Source organism: Bradyrhizobium sp. MI1.10, assembly GCF_055811035.1.
Genome location: NZ_JBVVPN010000021.1, coordinates 143,592 through 161,464, shown reverse-complemented (window position 1 = coordinate 161,464; position 17,873 = coordinate 143,592). Strand labels below are relative to the sequence as shown.

Below are 17,873 nucleotides of genomic sequence, written 5' to 3'. Positions count from 1 at the left end.
GAACGTCGCTGCCGTTTCGTCATCTGACACCTCTTGCTGTCTAAGCTATAGGTGTCCACCGATTTAGGGGAGGCTCAAGTCTGGATTGCTTCGCTACGCTCGCAATGACGGAGGAGATGGGCCCCCTACGCCACGCCCGCCCGCAGCAGATCGTGCAGGTGCACGATGCCCACCACCTTGTCCGCCTCGGTCACCACCAGCGTCGTGATCTTGCGGGTGTTCAGCACCTCGATCATCTCGGTGGCCAGCATCGAGGGCGGTACGGTTTTCGGCTGCCTGGTCATGATGTCGTCGACCGACGCCGTCAGCAGGTCCGGGCGCATGTGGCGGCGCAGGTCGCCGTCGGTGATGATGCCGACGGCCTCGCCCGCATCGTTGATGATGCAGACGCAGCCGAGGCCCTTGGCCGACATCTCCATCACCGCGTCCGACATCTTGGTGCCGAGCGGCTTGACCGGGATCTCCGCGCCGGTGCGCATGTAGTCGCGGACGAACTTCAGCATCGCCCCTAACTTGCCGCCGGGGTGGAAATGCGCGAACTCCAGCGCGGTGAAGCCGCGGCCTTCGAGCAGGGCGATCGCGAGCGCATCGCCGATCGCGGCCTGCATCAGGGTCGAGGTGGTCGGCGCCAGATTGTGCGGGCAGGCCTCGCGCGCCTTCGGCAGCTCGATCACGATGTCGGCCGCTTGTCCGAGCGAGGACGCCGCGTTCGACGTCACCGCGATCATGGGGATCGCGAACCGCGCGGAATAGTTCACCAGCGTCTTCATCTCCGGCTGCTCGCCGGACCAGGACAGCGCCATGATGACGTCGTCGGTGGTGATCATGCCGAGGTCGCCATGGGCGGCTTCGGCGGTGTGCACGAAGAAGGCGGGCGTGCCGGTCGAGGCCAGCGTTGCCGCGATCTTGCGGCCCATATGGCCCGACTTGCCGAGTCCGGTGACGATGACGCGGCCCTTCGCGTTGCGGATCAGATCGACCGCCTGGGCGAAGCTCGCGCCAAGCGGGCCGCGCAGGGCGGCGGCGAGCGCGTTGATACCGCCGCTCTCCGTTTCCAGCGTGCGGAGTGCGGATTCGACGCTGTCGGGAATGGGGCCGGATGATTGGGTCATCAGCGGTTTCGAACTCGGCATGTTCTGGTCCAGGGAGGAGGGGCGTTCGTCCGTTGGCGCCTGCTTAGCACGCCACGGCCTTCGAGGCGACGAGGGCGCCCCAACCCTCAACCGGTCGTTAACCATAATTGTTTTAACTCCATTAAAGATAGTTCCCGCCGATCGGCTGGGATGATCGCGAAAGTGTTTGATTTCGTTGGAGTTCTTCCATCGTGGGGTCGTCTCCAGGCACGAGCCGGAGCAAGCGCGCGCATTTTCTGCGCGCGGCTTTGCCGTGCTTTGCGCTGACGGTCCTCGGAAGCGCCCCCGGGGCGGCCCAGAGCCTCACCCCCGATCTGTTCAGTCCTAACCGCGGTGGCTTCGCATCGCCCGACACGCTGCCGACGCGCCGGACCGCGGGCGTGCCGCAGGCACCCTCGGATGCACTGCCGACGCTGCCAGATCCCAATGCCGATTTGCGCAAGCGCCAGCAGGCGCCGGCGCGCCCAGGCCAGAACCCGAACAGCCAAAACCCGACCAACCCAAACCCGACCAACCAGGTCCCGCTCTACGGCCTGCCTGCCGCCAATGGCGCCAGCGCCTCCGGCTACGATTCGCTCAACCGCAAGCGACAGCAGCCGAAGCTCTATCCCGGACAGCCGAAGCCGAAGCGCCCGGTCGGCCCCGGCTCGCCGGTGCCGCCGGCAACGCCGGAGCGAACGCTCGGCCCGCCGCGCATCGCGCCGCCGCCCTCCGAGACCGCGCACAAGACACCGGTGCCGCCGGCGCTGGCCGGCAACGTGCCCGGCCAGCCGCTGCGCCGCCGCCTCAAGCTCGACGAGGATGCATTCGGCGCGGTCGGCGACTATGCCGGCAGCTTCCTGATCAAGGGCGGGCTCGAGCTCTCCACAGGCTACGACACCAACCCGGCGCGCTTGAACAAGCCGGTCGGCTCGCCGGCCTATGTCGTCGCGCCCGACCTGCTCGTGGCGTCCGATTGGGAGCGCCACGCGCTGGTCGCGGATCTGCGCGGCTCGTTCTCGGGCTACACCAACAACATGCCGGCGACGATCGACGGCTTTGCCTCGCCCTCGCCGGTCGAGGTCGACCGCCCCGATTTCACCGGCCATGTCGACGGCCGCATCGACGTCAATCGCGATCTCAAGCTGACCTCGCAGCTGCGCCTGCGGCTCGCCACCGATAATCCCGGCAGCCCGAACGTGCAGGCCGGCCTGCAGAAATTTCCTGTTTATGCCACCTATGGCACGACCGTCGGCTTCGACCAGACCTTCAACCGCTTCCAGGTCGCGGCTGGCGCGACCGTCGATCGCACCGCCTACACCAACTCGAAACTCACCGACGGCTCGACCTTCAGCAACGATGACCGCGACTTCAACCAGTATGGCGGCGTGGGGCGCTTCTCCTACGACCTCAAGCCGGGGCTGAAGCCGTTCGTCGAGATCCAGGGCGACACCCGCGTCCATGACCAGGCCGCCGACCGCAACGGCTTCTTCCGCGATTCGAACGGCGGCTACGCCAAGGTCGGCACGTCCTTCGAGTTCTCGCGCATCCTCACCGGCGAGGTCTCGGTCGGCTATTCCGCGCGCAACTACGTCGATCCGCGCTTGAGCCAGCTCGCCGGCTTCCTGACCTCGGGCTCGCTGATCTGGAATGCAAGCGGCCTCACCACGGTGAAATTCGCCACCGACACGCAGATCGCCGAGACCACTATCCCCGGCTCCTCCGGCGTGCTGGTGCATACCTACGGGGTCGAAGTCGATCACGACTTCCGCCGCTGGCTCACTGCCGTCGGCAAATTCACCTACGGCACCTACGACTACCAGGGCCAGAATCGCAACGACAAGACCTACTCGTTCGAAAGCAATCTGATCTACAAGCTCAACCGCAACATCTGGATCAAGGGCACGCTGCGCCACGACATCCTGGATTCGAACCAGGCGGGGTCAAGCTCGCAGGGCACGGTGGCGATGGTCGGGGTGAGGCTGCAGAATTAGCGCGTGTGGCCGTTGCCATTGGCGATACCAAGCCCGAGGTGTCGTCCTGGCGAAAGCCAGGACCCATCACCCCAGGGAGTAGTTTGGCGAAGACTCGTCGTTTGGTACTGCGACCGGCCAACGATCGAGGGATCACGCGGTATGGGTCCTGGCTTTCGCCAGGACGACAGCGGATTTATTGCCTGACTCCGAGCTTGCGCGGCTCGCGCAAAGTTCAGCGCGGCAGATCCGTCTTCCCCATCAGGAACGTATCGATCGACCTGGCGCACAGCCGGCCCTCGCGGATGGCCCAGACCACCAGCGATTGGCCGCGGCGCATGTCACCGGCGGTGAACACGTTCGGGCGTGAGGTCTGGTAGTCGAGCGTGTTGGCCTTGACGTTGCCGCGCGGGTCGAGCTCGACCGACAGCAGCTTCAAAAGGCCCTCGTGCACGGGATGGACGAAGCCCATCGCGAGCAGGACGAGGTCGGCGTCGAGCTCGAACTCGGTGCCGGCGATCGGCTTGAACTTGTCGTCGACGCGCACGCAATGCAGCTTCTTGACCTTGCCGTTATCGCCCGAAAACTTCTGCGTCAGCACGGCGAATTCGCGGACCGCGCCTTCGGCCTGGCTCGAGGACGTCCGCATCTTCAGCGGCCAGTTCGGCCACGTCAGGCCCTTGTTCTCGTGCTCGGGCGGAGCGGGCATGATCTCGAGCTGGGTCACGGAGAGCGCGCCCTGGCGCAGCGAGGTGCCGATGCAGTCGGATCCCGTGTCGCCGCCGCCGATGACGACGACATGCTTGCCGCCGGCCAGAATCTCCTGGACGCCGTTCAACGGTTCATTGGACACGCGGCGGTTCTGCTGCGGCAGGAAATCCATCGCGTAGTGGATGCCGGCGAGGTCGCGGCCGGGGATCGGCAGGTCGCGCGGGGCTTCGGCGCCGCCGGTCAGCGCCACGGCGTCGTACTCGTTGAGCATCTCGCGCGGATCGACATTGCCGTCAGCGCCGACATGGCTGTTGTAGTGGAAGGTGACGCCTTCGCCTTCCATCTGCGCCACGCGGCGGTCGATGACGTTCTTTTCCATCTTGAAGTCGGGAATGCCGTAACGCAGTAGGCCACCAGCCTTGGCGAACTTCTCGAACAGATGCACGTCGTGGCCGGCGCGCGCGAGCTGCTGCGCGCAGGCCATGCCGGCCGGACCGGAGCCGATCACCGCGACCTTCTTGCCGGTCTTGTGGGCGGCGACCTCGGGCTTCAGCCAGCCATTGTCCCAGGCACGGTCGACGATCGCGCATTCGATGGTCTTGATGGTGACGGGGTTGTCGTCGATGTTGAGCGTGCAGGACGCTTCACACGGCGCCGGGCAGATGCGCCCCGTGAACTCCGGGAAATTGTTGGTCGAGTGCAGATTGCGCGAGGCTTCTTCCCAGTTGCCCTGGTAGACGAGGTCGTTCCAGTCCGGGATCTGGTTGTTGACCGGGCAGCCCGGCGTGCCGGGCGCGACGGAGCCGGTGCCGTGGCAATAGGGAATGCCGCAGTTCATGCAGCGCGCGGCCTGGTCGCGCGTTTCCTTCTCGGAGAGGGGAACGACGAACTCGTGGAAATGCTTCACGCGCTCGGCGACCGGGGTGTACTTGCGGTCATGCCGTTCGATTTCGAGAAAACCCGTGATCTTGCCCATTAAACCCGAAGTCCCTGCCGCTTAAATTCGTTTGTTCTCTCTCCCCTCATCCTGAGGAGCGGCGCGCTTGGCGCCGCGTCTCGAAGGATGAAGGCCCCCGCTGTGGTTTCATGGTTCGAGATGCGCTTCGCGCTCCTCACCATGAGGCTTTTCTTAGCTAAGCCCCGATCGCAATTTTCGGCTCGGCGTCCGCGTTGGCGGCCATTTCGCGCAGCGCGCGCCGGTATTCGACCGGCATCACCTTGCGGAATTTGGGCAGCCAGTCCTTCCAGTTGGCCAGGATGTCGGCGGCGCGCCTGGAGCCGGTCGCTTTCGCGTGACGCGTGATCAGGACGTGGAGGCGCTCGACGTCTGAGGCGAGCAGGTCCTTGAACACGTCGACCCGGCCGTGCGCTTCGAGGTCACCGGAGTGGTGATAGGTGCCGGCGTTGATCAGCTCTTCCGACAGCACCGGCTCGAGCTCGACCATCGCCATGTTGCACAGCCTGTCGAAGTCGCCGGTCTCGTCCAGCACGTAGGCGATGCCGCCGGACATGCCGGCCGCGAAGTTGCGCCCGGTCTTGCCGAGCACGACCACGATGCCTCCGGTCATGTATTCGCAGCAATGGTCGCCCGCGCCCTCGACCACCGCCACGGCGCCGGAATTGCGTACGGCAAAACGCTCGCCGGCGATGCCGCGGAAGTAGCACTCACCTTGAATGGCGCCGTACATCACGGTGTTGCCGACGATGATGCTCTCTTCCGGCACGATGCCGCTGTTGGCCGGCGGCTTGACGATGATCTTGCCGCCCGAGAGGCCCTTGCCGACATAGTCGTTGGCCTCGCCTTCGAGCTCGAAGGTGACGCCTTGCGCCAGCCACGCGCCGAAGGCCTGGCCGGCGGTGCCCTTGAGGCTGACATGGATGGTCTCATGCGGCAGGCCGGCATGGCCGTAGATCTTGGCGACCGCACCCGACAGCATCGCGCCCGCGGAGCGGTTGGTGCTGTTGATCTGGGCCTCGATCTTCACCGGCGCACCGCGGTCGAGCGCAGGCGTCGCCTGCTCGATCAGCGTGCGGTCGAGCACCGCTTCCAGATGATGGTTCTGGCGCTCGGAGTGATAGATCTTCTGGCCCTTCTCTTCCTTCTGCTTGACGAACAACTTGGAGAAGTCGAGGCCCTTGGCCTTCCAGTGCGCGACCAGCTTGGTCTGGTCGAGCAGCTGCACCTGGCCGATCATCTCGTTGAAGCTGCGGAAGCCGAGCGAGGCCATGATCTCGCGGACCTCCTCGGCGACGAAGAAGAAGTAGTTGATCACATGCTCGGGCTGGCCGGTGAAGCGCTTGCGCAGGACCGGGTCCTGGGTCGCGACGCCGACTGGGCAGGTGTTGAGGTGGCACTTGCGCATCATGATGCAGCCGGCCGCGATCAAGGGCGCGGTGGCGAAGCCGAACTCGTCGGCACCGAGCAGCGCGCCGATCACGACGTCGCGGCCGGTGCGGAAACCGCCGTCGACCTGGACCACGATGCGGCTGCGCAGCCGCTCGCGCACCAGCGTCTGGTGGGTTTCGGCGAGGCCGATCTCCCACGGTGATCCCGCGTGCTTGATCGAGGTCAGCGGCGAAGCGCCGGTGCCGCCCTCGAAACCCGCGATGGTGACGTGGTCGGCGCGCGCCTTGGCGACGCCCGCGGCCACCGTGCCGACGCCGATCTCGGAGACGAGCTTGACCGAGACCGCGCCGTCGGGATTGACGTTCTTGAGGTCGTAGATGAGCTGCGCCAGATCCTCGATCGAGTAGATGTCGTGGTGCGGCGGCGGCGAGATCAGGCCGACGCCCGGCGTCGAATGCCGGACCTTTGCGATGGTCGCATCGACCTTGTGGCCGGGCAGCTGGCCGCCTTCGCCGGGCTTGGCACCCTGCGCCATCTTGATCTGCATCATGTCGGAGTTGACGAGATACTCCGTGGTGACGCCGAAGCGGCCCGAGGCGACCTGCTTGATCGCCGAGCGCATGGAATCGCCGTTCGGCAGCGGCTTGAAGCGGTCGGCTTCCTCGCCGCCCTCGCCGGTGTTCGACTTGCCGCCGATCCGGTTCATGGCGATCGCGAGCGTGGTGTGCGCCTCGCGCGAGATCGAGCCGAAGCTCATCGCGCCGGTGGCGAAACGCTTGACGATGTCCTTGGCCGGCTCGACCTGGTCGAGCGGCACCGGCTTGCGCTTCTCTTCGTCCGCGTTCTTGATCCGGAACAGGCCGCGCAGCGTCAGGAGACGCTCCGACTGCTCGTTGAGGATCTTGGCGAAAGCGCGGTAGCGTTCCAGCGAATTGCCGCGCGCGGCGTGCTGCAGCAGCCCCACCGACTCGGCGGTCCATGCATGGTCCTCGCCGCGGCTGCGATAGGCATATTCGCCGCCGACATCGAGCGAGGTCTTGTAAACGAGCGCATCGCCGAACGCGTCGGCATGACGGCGCACCGCCTCTTCGGCAATCTCGCCAAGACCGACGCCCTCGACGCGGGTATGCGTGCCGGCGAAGAATTTTCCGACGAATTCCGCCTTCAGGCCGATGGCGTCGAAGATCTGCGCGCCGCAATAGGATTGGTAGGTCGAGATGCCCATCTTGGACATCACCTTGAGCAGGCCCTTGCCGATCGACTTGATGTAGCGCTTGACGATCTCATAGTCGTCGAGCGAGCCGGGCAGGCGGTCCTTCATCGCGATGATGGTCTCGAACGCCAGATACGGATTGATCGCTTCCGCGCCGTAGCCGGCCAGACAGGCGAAGTGATGCACTTCGCGCGGTTCGCCGGATTCGACGACGAGGCCGACCGACGTGCGCAAGCCGGTGCGGATCAGATGATGATGCACGGCGGCGCAGGCCAGCAGCGACGGGATCGGAACCCGGTCGGTGCCGACCATGCGGTCGGACAGGATGATGATATTGACGCCCTCGCGCACCGCGCTCTCGGCGCGCGCGCAGAGCTCGTCCAGCACCTGGTCCATGCCGGCCGCGCCGAGGCCGGCGTGGAAGGTGGTGTCCAGCGTGCGCGACTTGAAATGCGACTCGGCGACCTCGGAGATCGAGCGGATCTTTTCGAGGTCCGCGTCGGTCAGGATCGGCTGGCGTGCTTCGAGGCGCTTGGTGGTGGCAAGGCCTTGCAGGTCGAACAGGTTCGGCCGCGGTCCGATGATGGAGACGAGGCTCATCACCAGCTCCTCGCGGATCGGGTCGATCGGCGGGTTGGTGACCTGCGCAAAGTTCTGCTTGAAGTAGGTGAACAGCGGCTTGGCCTTGGCCGACAGCGCCGAGATCGGCGTGTCGTTGCCCATCGAGCCTGCGGCTTCCTCGCCGGTGGAGGCCATCGGCGTCATCAGAATGGTGATGTCTTCCTGGCTGTAGCCGAACGCCTGCTGGCGATCGAGCAGCGACAGGTTGGAGCGCACGCCGGTGGTCGGCACCTTCGGCAGCTCTTCCAGCACGATCTGGGTCCGCTCCAGCCACTCGGTGTAGGGATGGCTCCTGGCGAGCTCGGCCTTGATCTCGTCGTCCGGGATGAGGCGGCCCTGCTCGAGGTCGACCAGCAGCATCTTGCCGGGCTGCAAGCGCCACTTGGTGATGATCTGGTCTTCGGGAATCGTCAGCACGCCCATCTCGGACGCCATCACGATGCGGTCGTCCTTGGTGACGAGATAGCGCGCGGGCCGAAGGCCGTTGCGGTCGAGCGTGGCGCCGATCTGGCGGCCGTCGGTGAAGGCGATCGCGGCGGGGCCGTCCCACGGCTCCATCAGGGCTGCATGATATTCGTAGAAGGCGCGGCGCTTCTCATCCATCAAGGGATTGCCGGCCCACGCCTCCGGAATCATCATCATGACGGCGTGTGGCAGCGAGTAGCCGCCCTGCACCAGGAATTCGAGCGCGTTGTCGAAGCAGGCGGTGTCCGACTGGCCTTCGTAGGAGATCGGCCAGAGCCGGTTGATGTCCTTGCCGTACAACTCGGAGCTCACCGAGGCCTGGCGCGCCGCCATCCAGTTGGTGTTGCCGCGCAGCGTGTTGATCTCGCCGTTATGCGCGATCATGCGGTAGGGATGCGCCAGCGACCACGCCGGGAAGGTATTGGTCGAGAAACGCTGGTGAACGAGCGCCAGCGCGCTCTCGAAATCCTTTTCGTGCAGATCGGGATAGTACTTGCCGAGCTGATCGGCGAGGAACATGCCCTTGTAGATCACGGTGCGGCACGACATCGAGCACGGATAATAGCCGGCGAGGCCGCGGTCGCGGCGCTGATAGATCGCTTGCGAAATCGACTTGCGCAGGATGTAGAGCCGGCGCTCGAAATCGTCCTCGGTCTTGGCGGTGCCGTTGCGGCCGATGAACACCTGCATGCAGGCGGGCTCGGTCGGCTTCACGGTGACGCCGAGCGAGGAATTGTCGGTCGGCACGTCGCGCCAGCCGAGCAGCGTCAGGCCCTCTTCCTTGATCTGGTCGGCGATGATGCTCTTGATGACGTTGCGCCAGGCGGTGTCGCGCGGCATGAACAGCGCGCCGATGGCGTATTCGCCGGGATTGGGCAGCGCGAAGCCGAGTTCCTTCGCCTTGCGGCTGAAGAAAGCATGCGGGATCTGCACCAGAATGCCGGCGCCGTCACCGGCGCGCGGGTCGGCGCCGACGGCGCCGCGGTGCTCGAGGTTGCACAGGATGCTGAGCGCATCCGCGACGATCTCGTGCGACTTCTTGCCCCTGATGTTGGCGATGAAGCCGACGCCGCAGGAATCCTTTTCCAGGCTCGGATCGTACAAGCCTACGGCCGGCGGGCGTGAATTGTGTTCCTGAATCGGATCAGTCGTTTTCGAGGCGACCGTCGCCGACAGTTGCTCTGCCACGATGTTTCCGCGCTCGACTTGCGACCCGTTCATGTCCTCGTCCTCTCCATGCGGCAAGCTGCCTCACCGCCATCTTCGGCGCACCTTGGGCGTCCCGCGGCACCCGCTTCTGGGTCACCGCTCGTCCGCTCGCGAGCCGCATTTTCTTAAATTCAGGCCAAGGCGTTCTTCGTCCCCGAGAACGGCTTTGCCTGTTGCCTTCTTGGCGCTCGAAAGCACCGACTTTCGTTGCAATCCCTATGCCGGAACCGCAAGCAAAATTGAGACAGTCTTCCTGTCCTAACCGCCACCTTGCCAAATTTTTGTCTATCACACAAGCGCGCGCAAGTCCCGATTCCCCATAGATCAATCGATCCCTTTCCAAAAGTTGCGCGGCCCCGCTTTTGAAGCAAACGCGCCCTGATCCGGCCCCGCCGACGCCGGAATCCCCAATGAAGCTTCTGATCAACCCTTCGGAAGCCGCGCCACGCCGCAAGAAGCGAAAGAGTGCGATCCATCCGGGGGCCTGACAGGAGCGTCTCGATCATGAAGTTTTTCACAGGATGGATGGCTGCCGCCGCGCTGGCGCTGGCCGCGACCGCCGCACAAGCGCAAGTTCCAGCGCGAGGGGCGATGATCGCGGTCTCGGATTTCGACGGGCCCTATGCGCCGCCGGAGGCCGCGCCGCCCCCGCCGCCGCGCTATGGCTATGGCTACGAAGAACGCGGGCCGGCCTCGGTGCTGCTGCCATCGACCGAGGTCTACGCGGTGCTGCGCGAAAACGGCTTTTCTCCATTGGGCATCCCGCGCCTGCGCGGCGGCGTCTACACCATCGCGGTGATTGACCGCCGGGGCGAGGACGGCCGGCTGGTGATCGATGCCCGCGACGGAAGGATTTTGCGCTTCATGCCGGCTGCCGACGCCTACGGTATGGCGCCGGGCTACGAGCAGCCTGCGGTTGCGCCTTACCGCCCGCAAAGCGCGCTACCGCCGCCAACCATGATCCGCAATGGTCCGCCACGCCCACCGGCCCCGATCCCACATGTCGCCAGCCGCTCCGTCCCGCTCCCGAAGGCGGCTCCGCCACGCGAGGCGCCGGTCGCCGCCAAGCCAGCCGAACCCGCGGCGGCGCAGGCAGCGCAGGCTCAACCTACCACGCAGACCGTGGCGGCCGTGCCGGCAAAGCCCGCTGAGGTCCCACCGCAAGCCGCCGCGCCGACCGTAGGTCAGGCCAAGCCTGCCGCGACGATCCTGCCGACACAGGAGATGCCGGCGGCACAAGGGCTGGACTAAGCGTGGCGTTTGATGCGATGGCCCGCATCACACCAACGGTGTCGTCCTGGCGAAGGCCAGGACCCATACCGCGAGGTCCCTCGGTTATTCGTGGTAGGAGTACCGAACGGCAAGTCTTCGCCACATTACTCCCTGTGGTTATGGGTCCGGCCTTCGCCGGGACGACATAAAAAAACGCCCCGGGGCACCGGGGCGTTTTCGCAACTTGGAAGTGGCCGACGTGATTTACGCGGCTACCGAGTTCTCGATCACCTGTGCGCCTTGCGCACCGGTGTTGATCGCGATCTGGCGGGGCTTCTTCGCTTCGGGAATCTCACGGACGAGGTCGACGTGAAGCAGCCCGTTCTCGAGCGAGGCGTTCTTCACTTGCACGAAGTCGGCAAGCTGGAAGGCGCGCTCGAAGGCACGCGCGGCGATGCCGCGGTACAGCACTTCGGCCTTCGAGTTCTCGTTGGCGACTTTCTCGCCCTTGATCGTCAGCGTATTTTCCTTCGCGACGATGGAGAGCTCATCCTTGGCAAAGCCCGAGACCGCAACGGTGATGCGGTAGTCGTTCTCGCCGGTGCGCTCGATATTGTAGGGGGGATAACCGGGGCTGCCGTCCGAACCGGCCTGATCGAGCAAGTTGAAGAGGCGGTCGAAGCCGACGGTGGAACGGTAGAAGGGGGTCAGGTCGTAGGTACGCATGGTCAAGTCCTCCATTGAGCGACTGTTTGAGTAACCCGCCCGCCAATCGGGCCGGGCTTTCGTCTGTGTGCAGCCTGATGTTCCGGTTCCGAAACACTGGTAGCGGCCTGCACCATGATGATATGGGTTCAGGGGAACGGCGTTCAAGAGGGCGGACATTTAGCCTTTTAGGCGCTCCCGCCCCTGATTTGCAGCACTTCCTGCCCAAGCCCTCGCCATCATGACGCTGGTCTCGATACCATCCAATCCCGTTCCCGAAGACGTTGTCAGCGGCACCATCAAAACCCCTGATGGCGTCGAGCTGCGCTTTGCGCGCTGGGCGCCGCCGGCGAACCGCAAGGGCACCGTCTGCGTCTTCACCGGACGCAGCGAGCAGATCGAAAAGTATTTCGAGACCGTGCGCGATTTGCGTGACCGCGGCTTTGCGGTGGCGATGATCGACTGGCGCGGGCAGGGCCACTCCTCGCGCCGCCTGCGCGATCCGCGCAAGGGCTATGTTCGCGACTTCGCCGATTTCGAGATCGACGTCGAGACCTTCGTGCAGCAGGTGGTGCTGCCGGATTGCCCGCCGCCCTTCTTCGCGCTCGCCCACTCCATGGGCGGCACGGTGATGCTGCGGGTGGCGCATGCGGGCAAGCGCTGGTTCGACCGCATGGTGCTGTCTGCGCCGATGATCGACCTGCCCGGCCGCGCCACCTCGTTTCCGGCGCGGGCTCTGCTGAAGACGATGCGCGTGTTGGGGATGGGCGGCCGCTATGTCCCCGGCGGCAGCGACCAGATCACCGGTCTCAATCCCTTCATCAACAATCCGCTGACCAGCGATCCCGTGCGCTATGCGCGCAATGCCGCGATCCTGGAGGAGGATCCGACCCTCGGGCTCGCGTCACCGACGGTCGCCTGGGCCGACACCGCCTTCCGCGCGATGAACACCTTCAGGGGCAAAAACTATCCGTCCGAGATCCGTCAGCCGATCCTGATGCTGGCGGCCTCCAGCGACACCGTGGTCTCGATCGCGGCGATCGAGGAGTTCGCCTATCATTTGCGCGCCGGCTCCCATCTCGTGATCGCCGGCGCCAAGCACGAGATTCTCCAGGAGCAGGACCGCTACCGCTCCCAATTCTGGGCAGCCTTCGACGCCTTCGTGCCGGGCACGCCGCTGTTCAAGTGAGGGGTTGAAGTGAATGGCTGCCGCGCGCGAGGTGCGCTCCCTCGCTCCGTTCTGACGGGGAGAGGGTTGGGGTGAGGGGCCTCTCTCGGCACGCAAGATCGTCGAGAGACCTGTACCCCCTCACCCGGATTGCATCTTCGATGCAATCCGACCTCTCCCCGCAAGCGGGGCGAGGTAAGGCCCACTACAGCGTTTTCAGATACTCGATCAGATCGTAGCGCTCGCTGTCGTCCTTGAACACGCGGCCGATCACGCCCGGACGTTTTTCCTCGCCTGGTTTGCGCTCGAAGGAATGGCCGAGCACGCTGTTGCCCTGGATCGGATCCTTCTCCGACCCCGCCGAGAACTCGGTTTCACCCGTCTTGCATTTCTCGTCGGCGGTGACCGCAAAGCCGACGGTCACGGGATCGTAGTCGCGGCGGCCCATGCAGAATTTTTGCGGGCGCTCGCTTGCGGGCTTCAGCAGCCAGTAGAGAGACGGCACCGAACCGTTGTGCAGATAGGGCGCCGTGGCCCAGATGCCGTTCAGCGGCCGTGCCCGATAGCGCGCTCCCCCCACCGGATTGAGGCAGTTCTTGCGTGCGAGATTCCACAATTTCGCCCGTTCGGCGTCCGGAGTCTTCTCGTCGTCCATCCATTTGCGGGCGACGAGATCCACCACCGTCATCAGCCCGAGCGCATACACCATCTCGGTCGGCGAGCTTGCGGTCGAGACGTCGCATTGCCACCATTTCTGGAGGTCGGCCGTATTCACCTTCAGGAAGCCAGGCAAATCGACGATCCTGTTGCTGAGCACGAGCGACTGTTCGGGATCCGTCTTGATCTCGTCGAGGGGGATCGTCACCGCGTTCAGCACCTTGCTGTCGCCGCTCGGCTCCCAATGTCCCGAAGACCAGAAAGCGGGGGTGTCGATCGCCGGCAGATGGCATCCGGAACACATCTCGGCGTAGATCTTGCGGCCATTGTCGACCTTCTTCTGATCGAGCCTCCAATTGTCGCCGAGGATCTGCGAGGGCCATTTCGGCGCCAGCAGGCCGCCGAATTTCGGACCGGTGGAGGGATCAGCCGTCTTGAACGGATCGGGGCCCCTGAGCATGTCCTCGATCCAGCCGAGGGTGTTGATATGAACCGAGGACCGCCACAGCCTGTCCTCCGGGTAGGCGTCGGACAGGTTGAGCAGCGCCGTTACGCCGAGGGCTTCGCCGGCGTTGCGGATCAGCGGCTGCTCGATCGAGGCGTCATACTGGGCGAACTTGAACCACGGCACCGTCCAGATCGGGGGATAGCTGACCGGGGCGTCCTGGGCGTGCAGGTTCTTCTCGAAACCCTTAAGCCCGCTCAGCGCGAGATCCTGCGAAAAAACCTGATTGCCGATGCGATTGAGAGCGTCGAGGCGACCGAACCCTTCCTCGGTGTCACTCTGCTGCCTGCCGTTCCAGGTCTTCTTGCCTTCGATCGTCTTTTGCTGGGTTTTCGCCCAGTCGATCAGGAAGTTGCCGATCGCGCTGAGCTTCTGCTTGAGCGCGGCGCGGTCAGCCTTGCTGGCATCGGGGCCGAGCACGCGATCGGCAAAGCGCTGGAAGCGGAACGGCACGTAAAGCGTGTAGGCGATCGACAGGCCGGTGGAGAGCTCGAGCTTCTTCAAGTCGGTCATGGCCGGGCCGCCGTCGAAACGCACGTCCACGCCCTGGTAGTGGATCTGGCCGGTATGGCAGGCGGCGCAGGTCAGCCCGATCTTGTCCTCTTCGCGACGGCCGGTCGCGGGATCGCTGACCCCGGTCATCCGTGCAAAGCCGACCGGCAGGCCGTCGACGTTCTCCGCCGGCGTCCATCTGGTCGACCAGTCCGGCACCTGCGTCGTCTCGTAGAGATTGGCGTAGCCGAAGCGGCGCAGGGACGTCGCGTCGGTCTGGATCGACTGCGGGCTCGGAATGAACCCGAAGCGCTCGAGATAGGCGCTGTCCGTCATCATGCCCGGCCGCGAGAACAGATGCAGGCGCGGCTGCTCCAGGGCCATGAACCATTCGTAAGGCACCGGGAAGGTCGCTGTGCCCTGGCTGGCATGGTGAAACCAGTGCCTGTCCTTCAGCGACCAGTTCTGTTCGAGCCAAAAGGCCGCCTTCGTCTCGGGGACCGTGGGCAACGGAGGCGGCAGGAGATTCACGAGGATTCCCTTTTGCGGCAGCATGGCACGCACCTGGTCGGGGCATTCGGCGAGCGCAACGAGCAAGGCGAGACCGAGGGCGACGAGCAGCGCCGCAATCTTGAGCCCGCCCCGCACCACGCGCTGGCAGGTCGACAGCACAGGCTGCGATACGAGCCGCTGGTTGATGCGAGCAGGGAATTGCCGCTCGTTGAACAGAGTGCGCACGTCGGCCACGCTGAGATAGCGGTCCTCACCCGCGCCCTTGCCCGCGATCTTCAGGAGGATCGGCCACTCGAATTTCATCAGCAGGGGGTAATACCAGCGTGCGGCGCTGCCGGCCCGCTTGAGATTGTCGCGCATGAAGACGCCGATTTCCGAGGCGTTGAGACCCGGCTCAGAGCCGCCGCCGTTCGGATCCTGGTAGGTCCGGCCGAAGCTCGCAAACCGCGCAAGCTCGTCCTCATCGACCTTGCCGTCGACGCCGAGGACGCGCGAGCCGGCACCGCGCTTGTCGAGAGGGCCGCCACGCAACGCGTCGAGCTGCGCGCCCGAAAATATGCTCTTCAGGATATGACCCAGACCGTTCGCGATGAGCGCGACGCCGCGGACCTGGATGCGGGCCGAGACCTTCTTCAGCCCAGTCTCGCCGCTCGCATTCGCGATCGTTTGCGACAGCGTGCCGAGCGGCACGGTTCCGCCGTCGACAAACCCCTCGCCGACGAGGCCGCGGAGGAATGGACAGGGATTGTTCGGCGAGACCTGGATCGAAGGGTCGAAGGGGGGCTTCGGAGCGGAGTCATGCATGGCCCAAAATCCTGAAAACGGCGAATCGTGAAATACAGACGCGGCGATAGAGCGCGGAAAGTCCTGACAAACCGACAACACGTTATACTACTTCAGCGTGTAGCGGAGTGTGGCTGAATTCACTGTCGTGTCAATAAAGGCGGAGGGGACATTGCCGCGTGGCCGCGGCTGGCCCTCAGGATTCGGCGATGCGTTTGACGTCGCTCGAGACCAGGGTCAGTTTGCCGAGCGGCACGCCCGCATTCAAGAGTCCGGCGCGGTAATGGGCGAGGTCCTCGGGCCGCTTCCAGTGGAAATTGCGCAAATGGCGGTCGACATTGAGTGTCGGGTAGTTGCCCATCAGCACGCGGGTCGCCTCGACCGCCTCGTCGCCCCGTCCCAATTGCGCCAGCGCCGCGGCGCGGATTGCCAGCGCCTGCAAATGGTTCGGGTTAATGTAGAGCTGTTCTCGAGCCCATGACAGGGTCGCGTCATATTGGCCCAGCAGATAATGGCTGAAGGCGTTCAGTGCGGCCCATTGGTAGCGCGGATCGCTGTTGTCGCGCTGCGCCGCCATCGAGAACAGCTCGATCGCCTCGCGGTGCTCGCCGATGGCGAAATGGCAGATGCCGAGCACGCCGCGCGCGCCGTTGTCGTAGGGATTGAGCGCGACGGCGCGCTTGGCGGCGTCCATTGCGGCCTCGTAATGGCCCTCCAGCGCGTGGGTCCAAGACAGGATCGAGAACGCAAATGACGAGCGCGGGTCGAGCCTGACGCTGGTTTCGGCAAGCTTCATCGCCTCGGCCCACATCTCGCGCGTGCCCTTGACCCAGCCGAAGTGGATGCTCTGGATCTGGATCGTGGCGAGATAGGCGTGCGCAATCGACAGCTTGGGCTCGAGCCTGATGGCCTCCCGGAACAGGTCGACGGCGATGGCAAGGTCTTCCTTGGTTTGCCGATAATAGTGCGACAGCCCCTTGAGGAAGCGGTCCCAGGCCGTGACATCGGTCGAGAGCCGCGCCGGCGCCGAGGCCTCGGCCCGGACGATCTCGGTGGCGATGGCGGCGGACAGGTTGGTGGTGATCTCGTCCTGCATCGCGAAGAGATCGCCGATGTCGCGGTCGTAGCGGCCAGTCCAGAGCTGCTCGCCGGTCTCCGGCGCGATCAGCTCGGCGGTGACGCGGATCTTGGCTCCGGCACGCCGCACCGAACCCTGGATCAGATAGCTAGCGTCGATCTCCCGCGCGATCAGGCGGGTGCTGACGTTGTTGCCCTTGAACACGAAAGTCGAGTTGCGACTCAGCACGCGATAGAAGGATTGCAGCGACAGCGCGTGAATTAGATCTTCGGTCAGGCCGTCGGAGAAATACTCGTCCTGGGCGTCGCTGAGATTGGCAAAGGGCAGCACGCCGACGATCGCGGTGCGGTACTGCTGCGAGAGGGCGGATGCCTCCCTCAGCGCGGGCGCAAGCGCCGGTGCACCCTCAGGTGTCCAGGTCCAGACCCCGATCGGATCCTTGATGTTCTTGAAGCGGTGGTTGCCGGCATCGACCAGCGGCACGGTGAGATGCTTGCCGGCCTCCTTGTAGGCCTTGGCCGAGATCGCAAAGCCGCCGGGGCTCGCCACGGCTTCGAGGCGGACGGCAATATTGACATCGTCACCGAACACCTCGTCCTCGTCGGCGATAACGTCACCCATATGGATCCCGAGGCGGAACTGCATGGCGCGATCGGCGGGCAGATGGTGATTGCGCTCCGCCATCAGCGTCTGCATCGCGATGGCAGCCTCGGTGGCGCCGACGATCGAGGGGAATTCCAGCAGGAAGCCGTCGCCGGTGTTTTTGACGACGCGGCCGCCGTGATTGAGGATGATGGGGTGGATCGCGCTGCGATGGGCCTTGAAGGCGGCATGGGTGCCGGCCTCATCAGTGCCCATCATGCGCGAATAGCCGGCGACATCGGCGCAGACAATGGCAGCCAGACGTCTTTCCATATTCCGGAGCTCCAAGAGACTTGCAAGAGACTTGGAAGAGATCGAGGACCGGCCACGGCGTGGCAGTCGCCTCGAATCCCGCGTTCAAAGAACCCGTTCCTTATAGAGCAGATGAGGCCGAGCGAAAGTACGAACCGCATTGCAAATTCGAGGTAAATCCTCGGCAATCCCGGCAGTGGACGGGGACGAGCGAA

Annotated in this window: 9 protein-coding genes; 3 read left to right on the top strand and 6 right to left on the bottom strand. The window is 64.8% G+C overall.

The genetic code is table 11. The annotated features are described in order from the left end of the window. Positions 1–125: 125 nt before the first annotated feature. Complete coding sequence (locus AC0L3K_RS22900) at positions 126–1,133, bottom strand: KpsF/GutQ family sugar-phosphate isomerase (protein WP_354201676.1); 1,008 nt, start codon at positions 1,131–1,133, stop codon at positions 126–128. 191 nt (positions 1,134–1,324) lie between these two features. Between AC0L3K_RS22900 and AC0L3K_RS22895 the strand changes: the two genes are divergently transcribed. Beyond that, positions 1,325–3,106 carry an outer membrane beta-barrel protein gene (locus AC0L3K_RS22895; protein ID WP_354129627.1) on the top strand — a complete coding sequence of 594 codons (1,782 nt, stop codon included), beginning with the start codon at positions 1,325–1,327 and terminating at the stop codon, positions 3,104–3,106. Between the two features lie 214 nt (positions 3,107–3,320). Here AC0L3K_RS22895 and AC0L3K_RS22890 read toward each other — a convergent pair whose 3' ends face one another. Together AC0L3K_RS22890 and gltB are read right to left on the bottom strand one after the other, a co-directional pair. Beyond that, a complete protein-coding gene (locus AC0L3K_RS22890) occupies positions 3,321–4,772 on the bottom strand; it encodes a glutamate synthase subunit beta (RefSeq protein WP_473366950.1) in 1,452 nt (483 codons plus the stop codon). 157 nt (positions 4,773–4,929) lie between these two features. Next, entirely contained in the window at positions 4,930–9,663 is a 4,734-nt protein-coding gene (gene gltB / locus AC0L3K_RS22885; RefSeq protein WP_473253589.1) for a glutamate synthase large subunit, read from the bottom strand. Positions 9,664–10,155: 492 nt separating this feature from the next. Here gltB and AC0L3K_RS22880 point away from each other — a divergent pair, with 492 nt between their 5' ends. Then, positions 10,156–10,902: a hypothetical protein gene (locus tag AC0L3K_RS22880; RefSeq protein ID WP_473253588.1), complete on the top strand. Its 747-nt coding sequence runs from the start codon at positions 10,156–10,158 to the stop codon at positions 10,900–10,902. Positions 10,903–11,127: 225 nt separating this feature from the next. Here AC0L3K_RS22880 and AC0L3K_RS22875 read toward each other — a convergent pair whose 3' ends face one another. After that, positions 11,128–11,589: an Hsp20 family protein gene (locus tag AC0L3K_RS22875; protein ID WP_007597127.1), complete on the bottom strand. Its 462-nt coding sequence runs from the start codon at positions 11,587–11,589 to the stop codon at positions 11,128–11,130. 220 nt (positions 11,590–11,809) lie between these two features. Between AC0L3K_RS22875 and AC0L3K_RS22870 the strand changes: the two genes are divergently transcribed. Beyond that, on the top strand, positions 11,810–12,757 hold the full coding sequence (locus tag AC0L3K_RS22870; RefSeq protein ID WP_007597126.1) for an alpha/beta fold hydrolase: 948 nt from the start codon (positions 11,810–11,812) through the stop codon (positions 12,755–12,757). 184 nt (positions 12,758–12,941) lie between these two features. Here AC0L3K_RS22870 and AC0L3K_RS22865 read toward each other — a convergent pair whose 3' ends face one another. Both AC0L3K_RS22865 and AC0L3K_RS22860 read right to left on the bottom strand, forming a co-directional pair. Then, on the bottom strand, positions 12,942–15,707 hold the full coding sequence (locus tag AC0L3K_RS22865; RefSeq protein ID WP_473366949.1) for a di-heme-cytochrome C peroxidase: 2,766 nt from the start codon (positions 15,705–15,707) through the stop codon (positions 12,942–12,944). 175 nt (positions 15,708–15,882) lie between these two features. After that, positions 15,883–17,679 carry an adenylate/guanylate cyclase domain-containing protein gene (locus AC0L3K_RS22860; protein WP_473366948.1) on the bottom strand — a complete coding sequence of 599 codons (1,797 nt, stop codon included), beginning with the start codon at positions 17,677–17,679 and terminating at the stop codon, positions 15,883–15,885. Between the last annotated feature and the right edge of the window lie 194 nt (positions 17,680–17,873).

Bases quoted from the DNA above. Each gene is read 5' to 3' on its own strand.
- AC0L3K_RS22900 (WP_354201676.1), bottom strand. From the start codon at position 1,133: ATGCCGAGTTCGAAACCGCTGATGACCCAATCATCCGGCCCCATTCCC.
- AC0L3K_RS22890 (WP_473366950.1), bottom strand. From the start codon at position 4,772: ATGGGCAAGATCACGGGTTTTCTCGAAATCGAACGGCATGACCGCAAG.
- gltB (WP_473253589.1), bottom strand. From the start codon at position 9,663: ATGAACGGGTCGCAAGTCGAGCGCGGAAACATCGTGGCAGAGCAACTG.
- AC0L3K_RS22880 (WP_473253588.1), top strand. From the start codon at position 10,156: ATGAAGTTTTTCACAGGATGGATGGCTGCCGCCGCGCTGGCGCTGGCC.
- AC0L3K_RS22875 (WP_007597127.1), bottom strand. From the start codon at position 11,589: ATGCGTACCTACGACCTGACCCCCTTCTACCGTTCCACCGTCGGCTTC.
- AC0L3K_RS22870 (WP_007597126.1), top strand. From the start codon at position 11,810: ATGACGCTGGTCTCGATACCATCCAATCCCGTTCCCGAAGACGTTGTC.
- AC0L3K_RS22865 (WP_473366949.1), bottom strand. From the start codon at position 15,707: ATGCATGACTCCGCTCCGAAGCCCCCCTTCGACCCTTCGATCCAGGTC.
- AC0L3K_RS22860 (WP_473366948.1), bottom strand. From the start codon at position 17,679: ATGGAAAGACGTCTGGCTGCCATTGTCTGCGCCGATGTCGCCGGCTAT.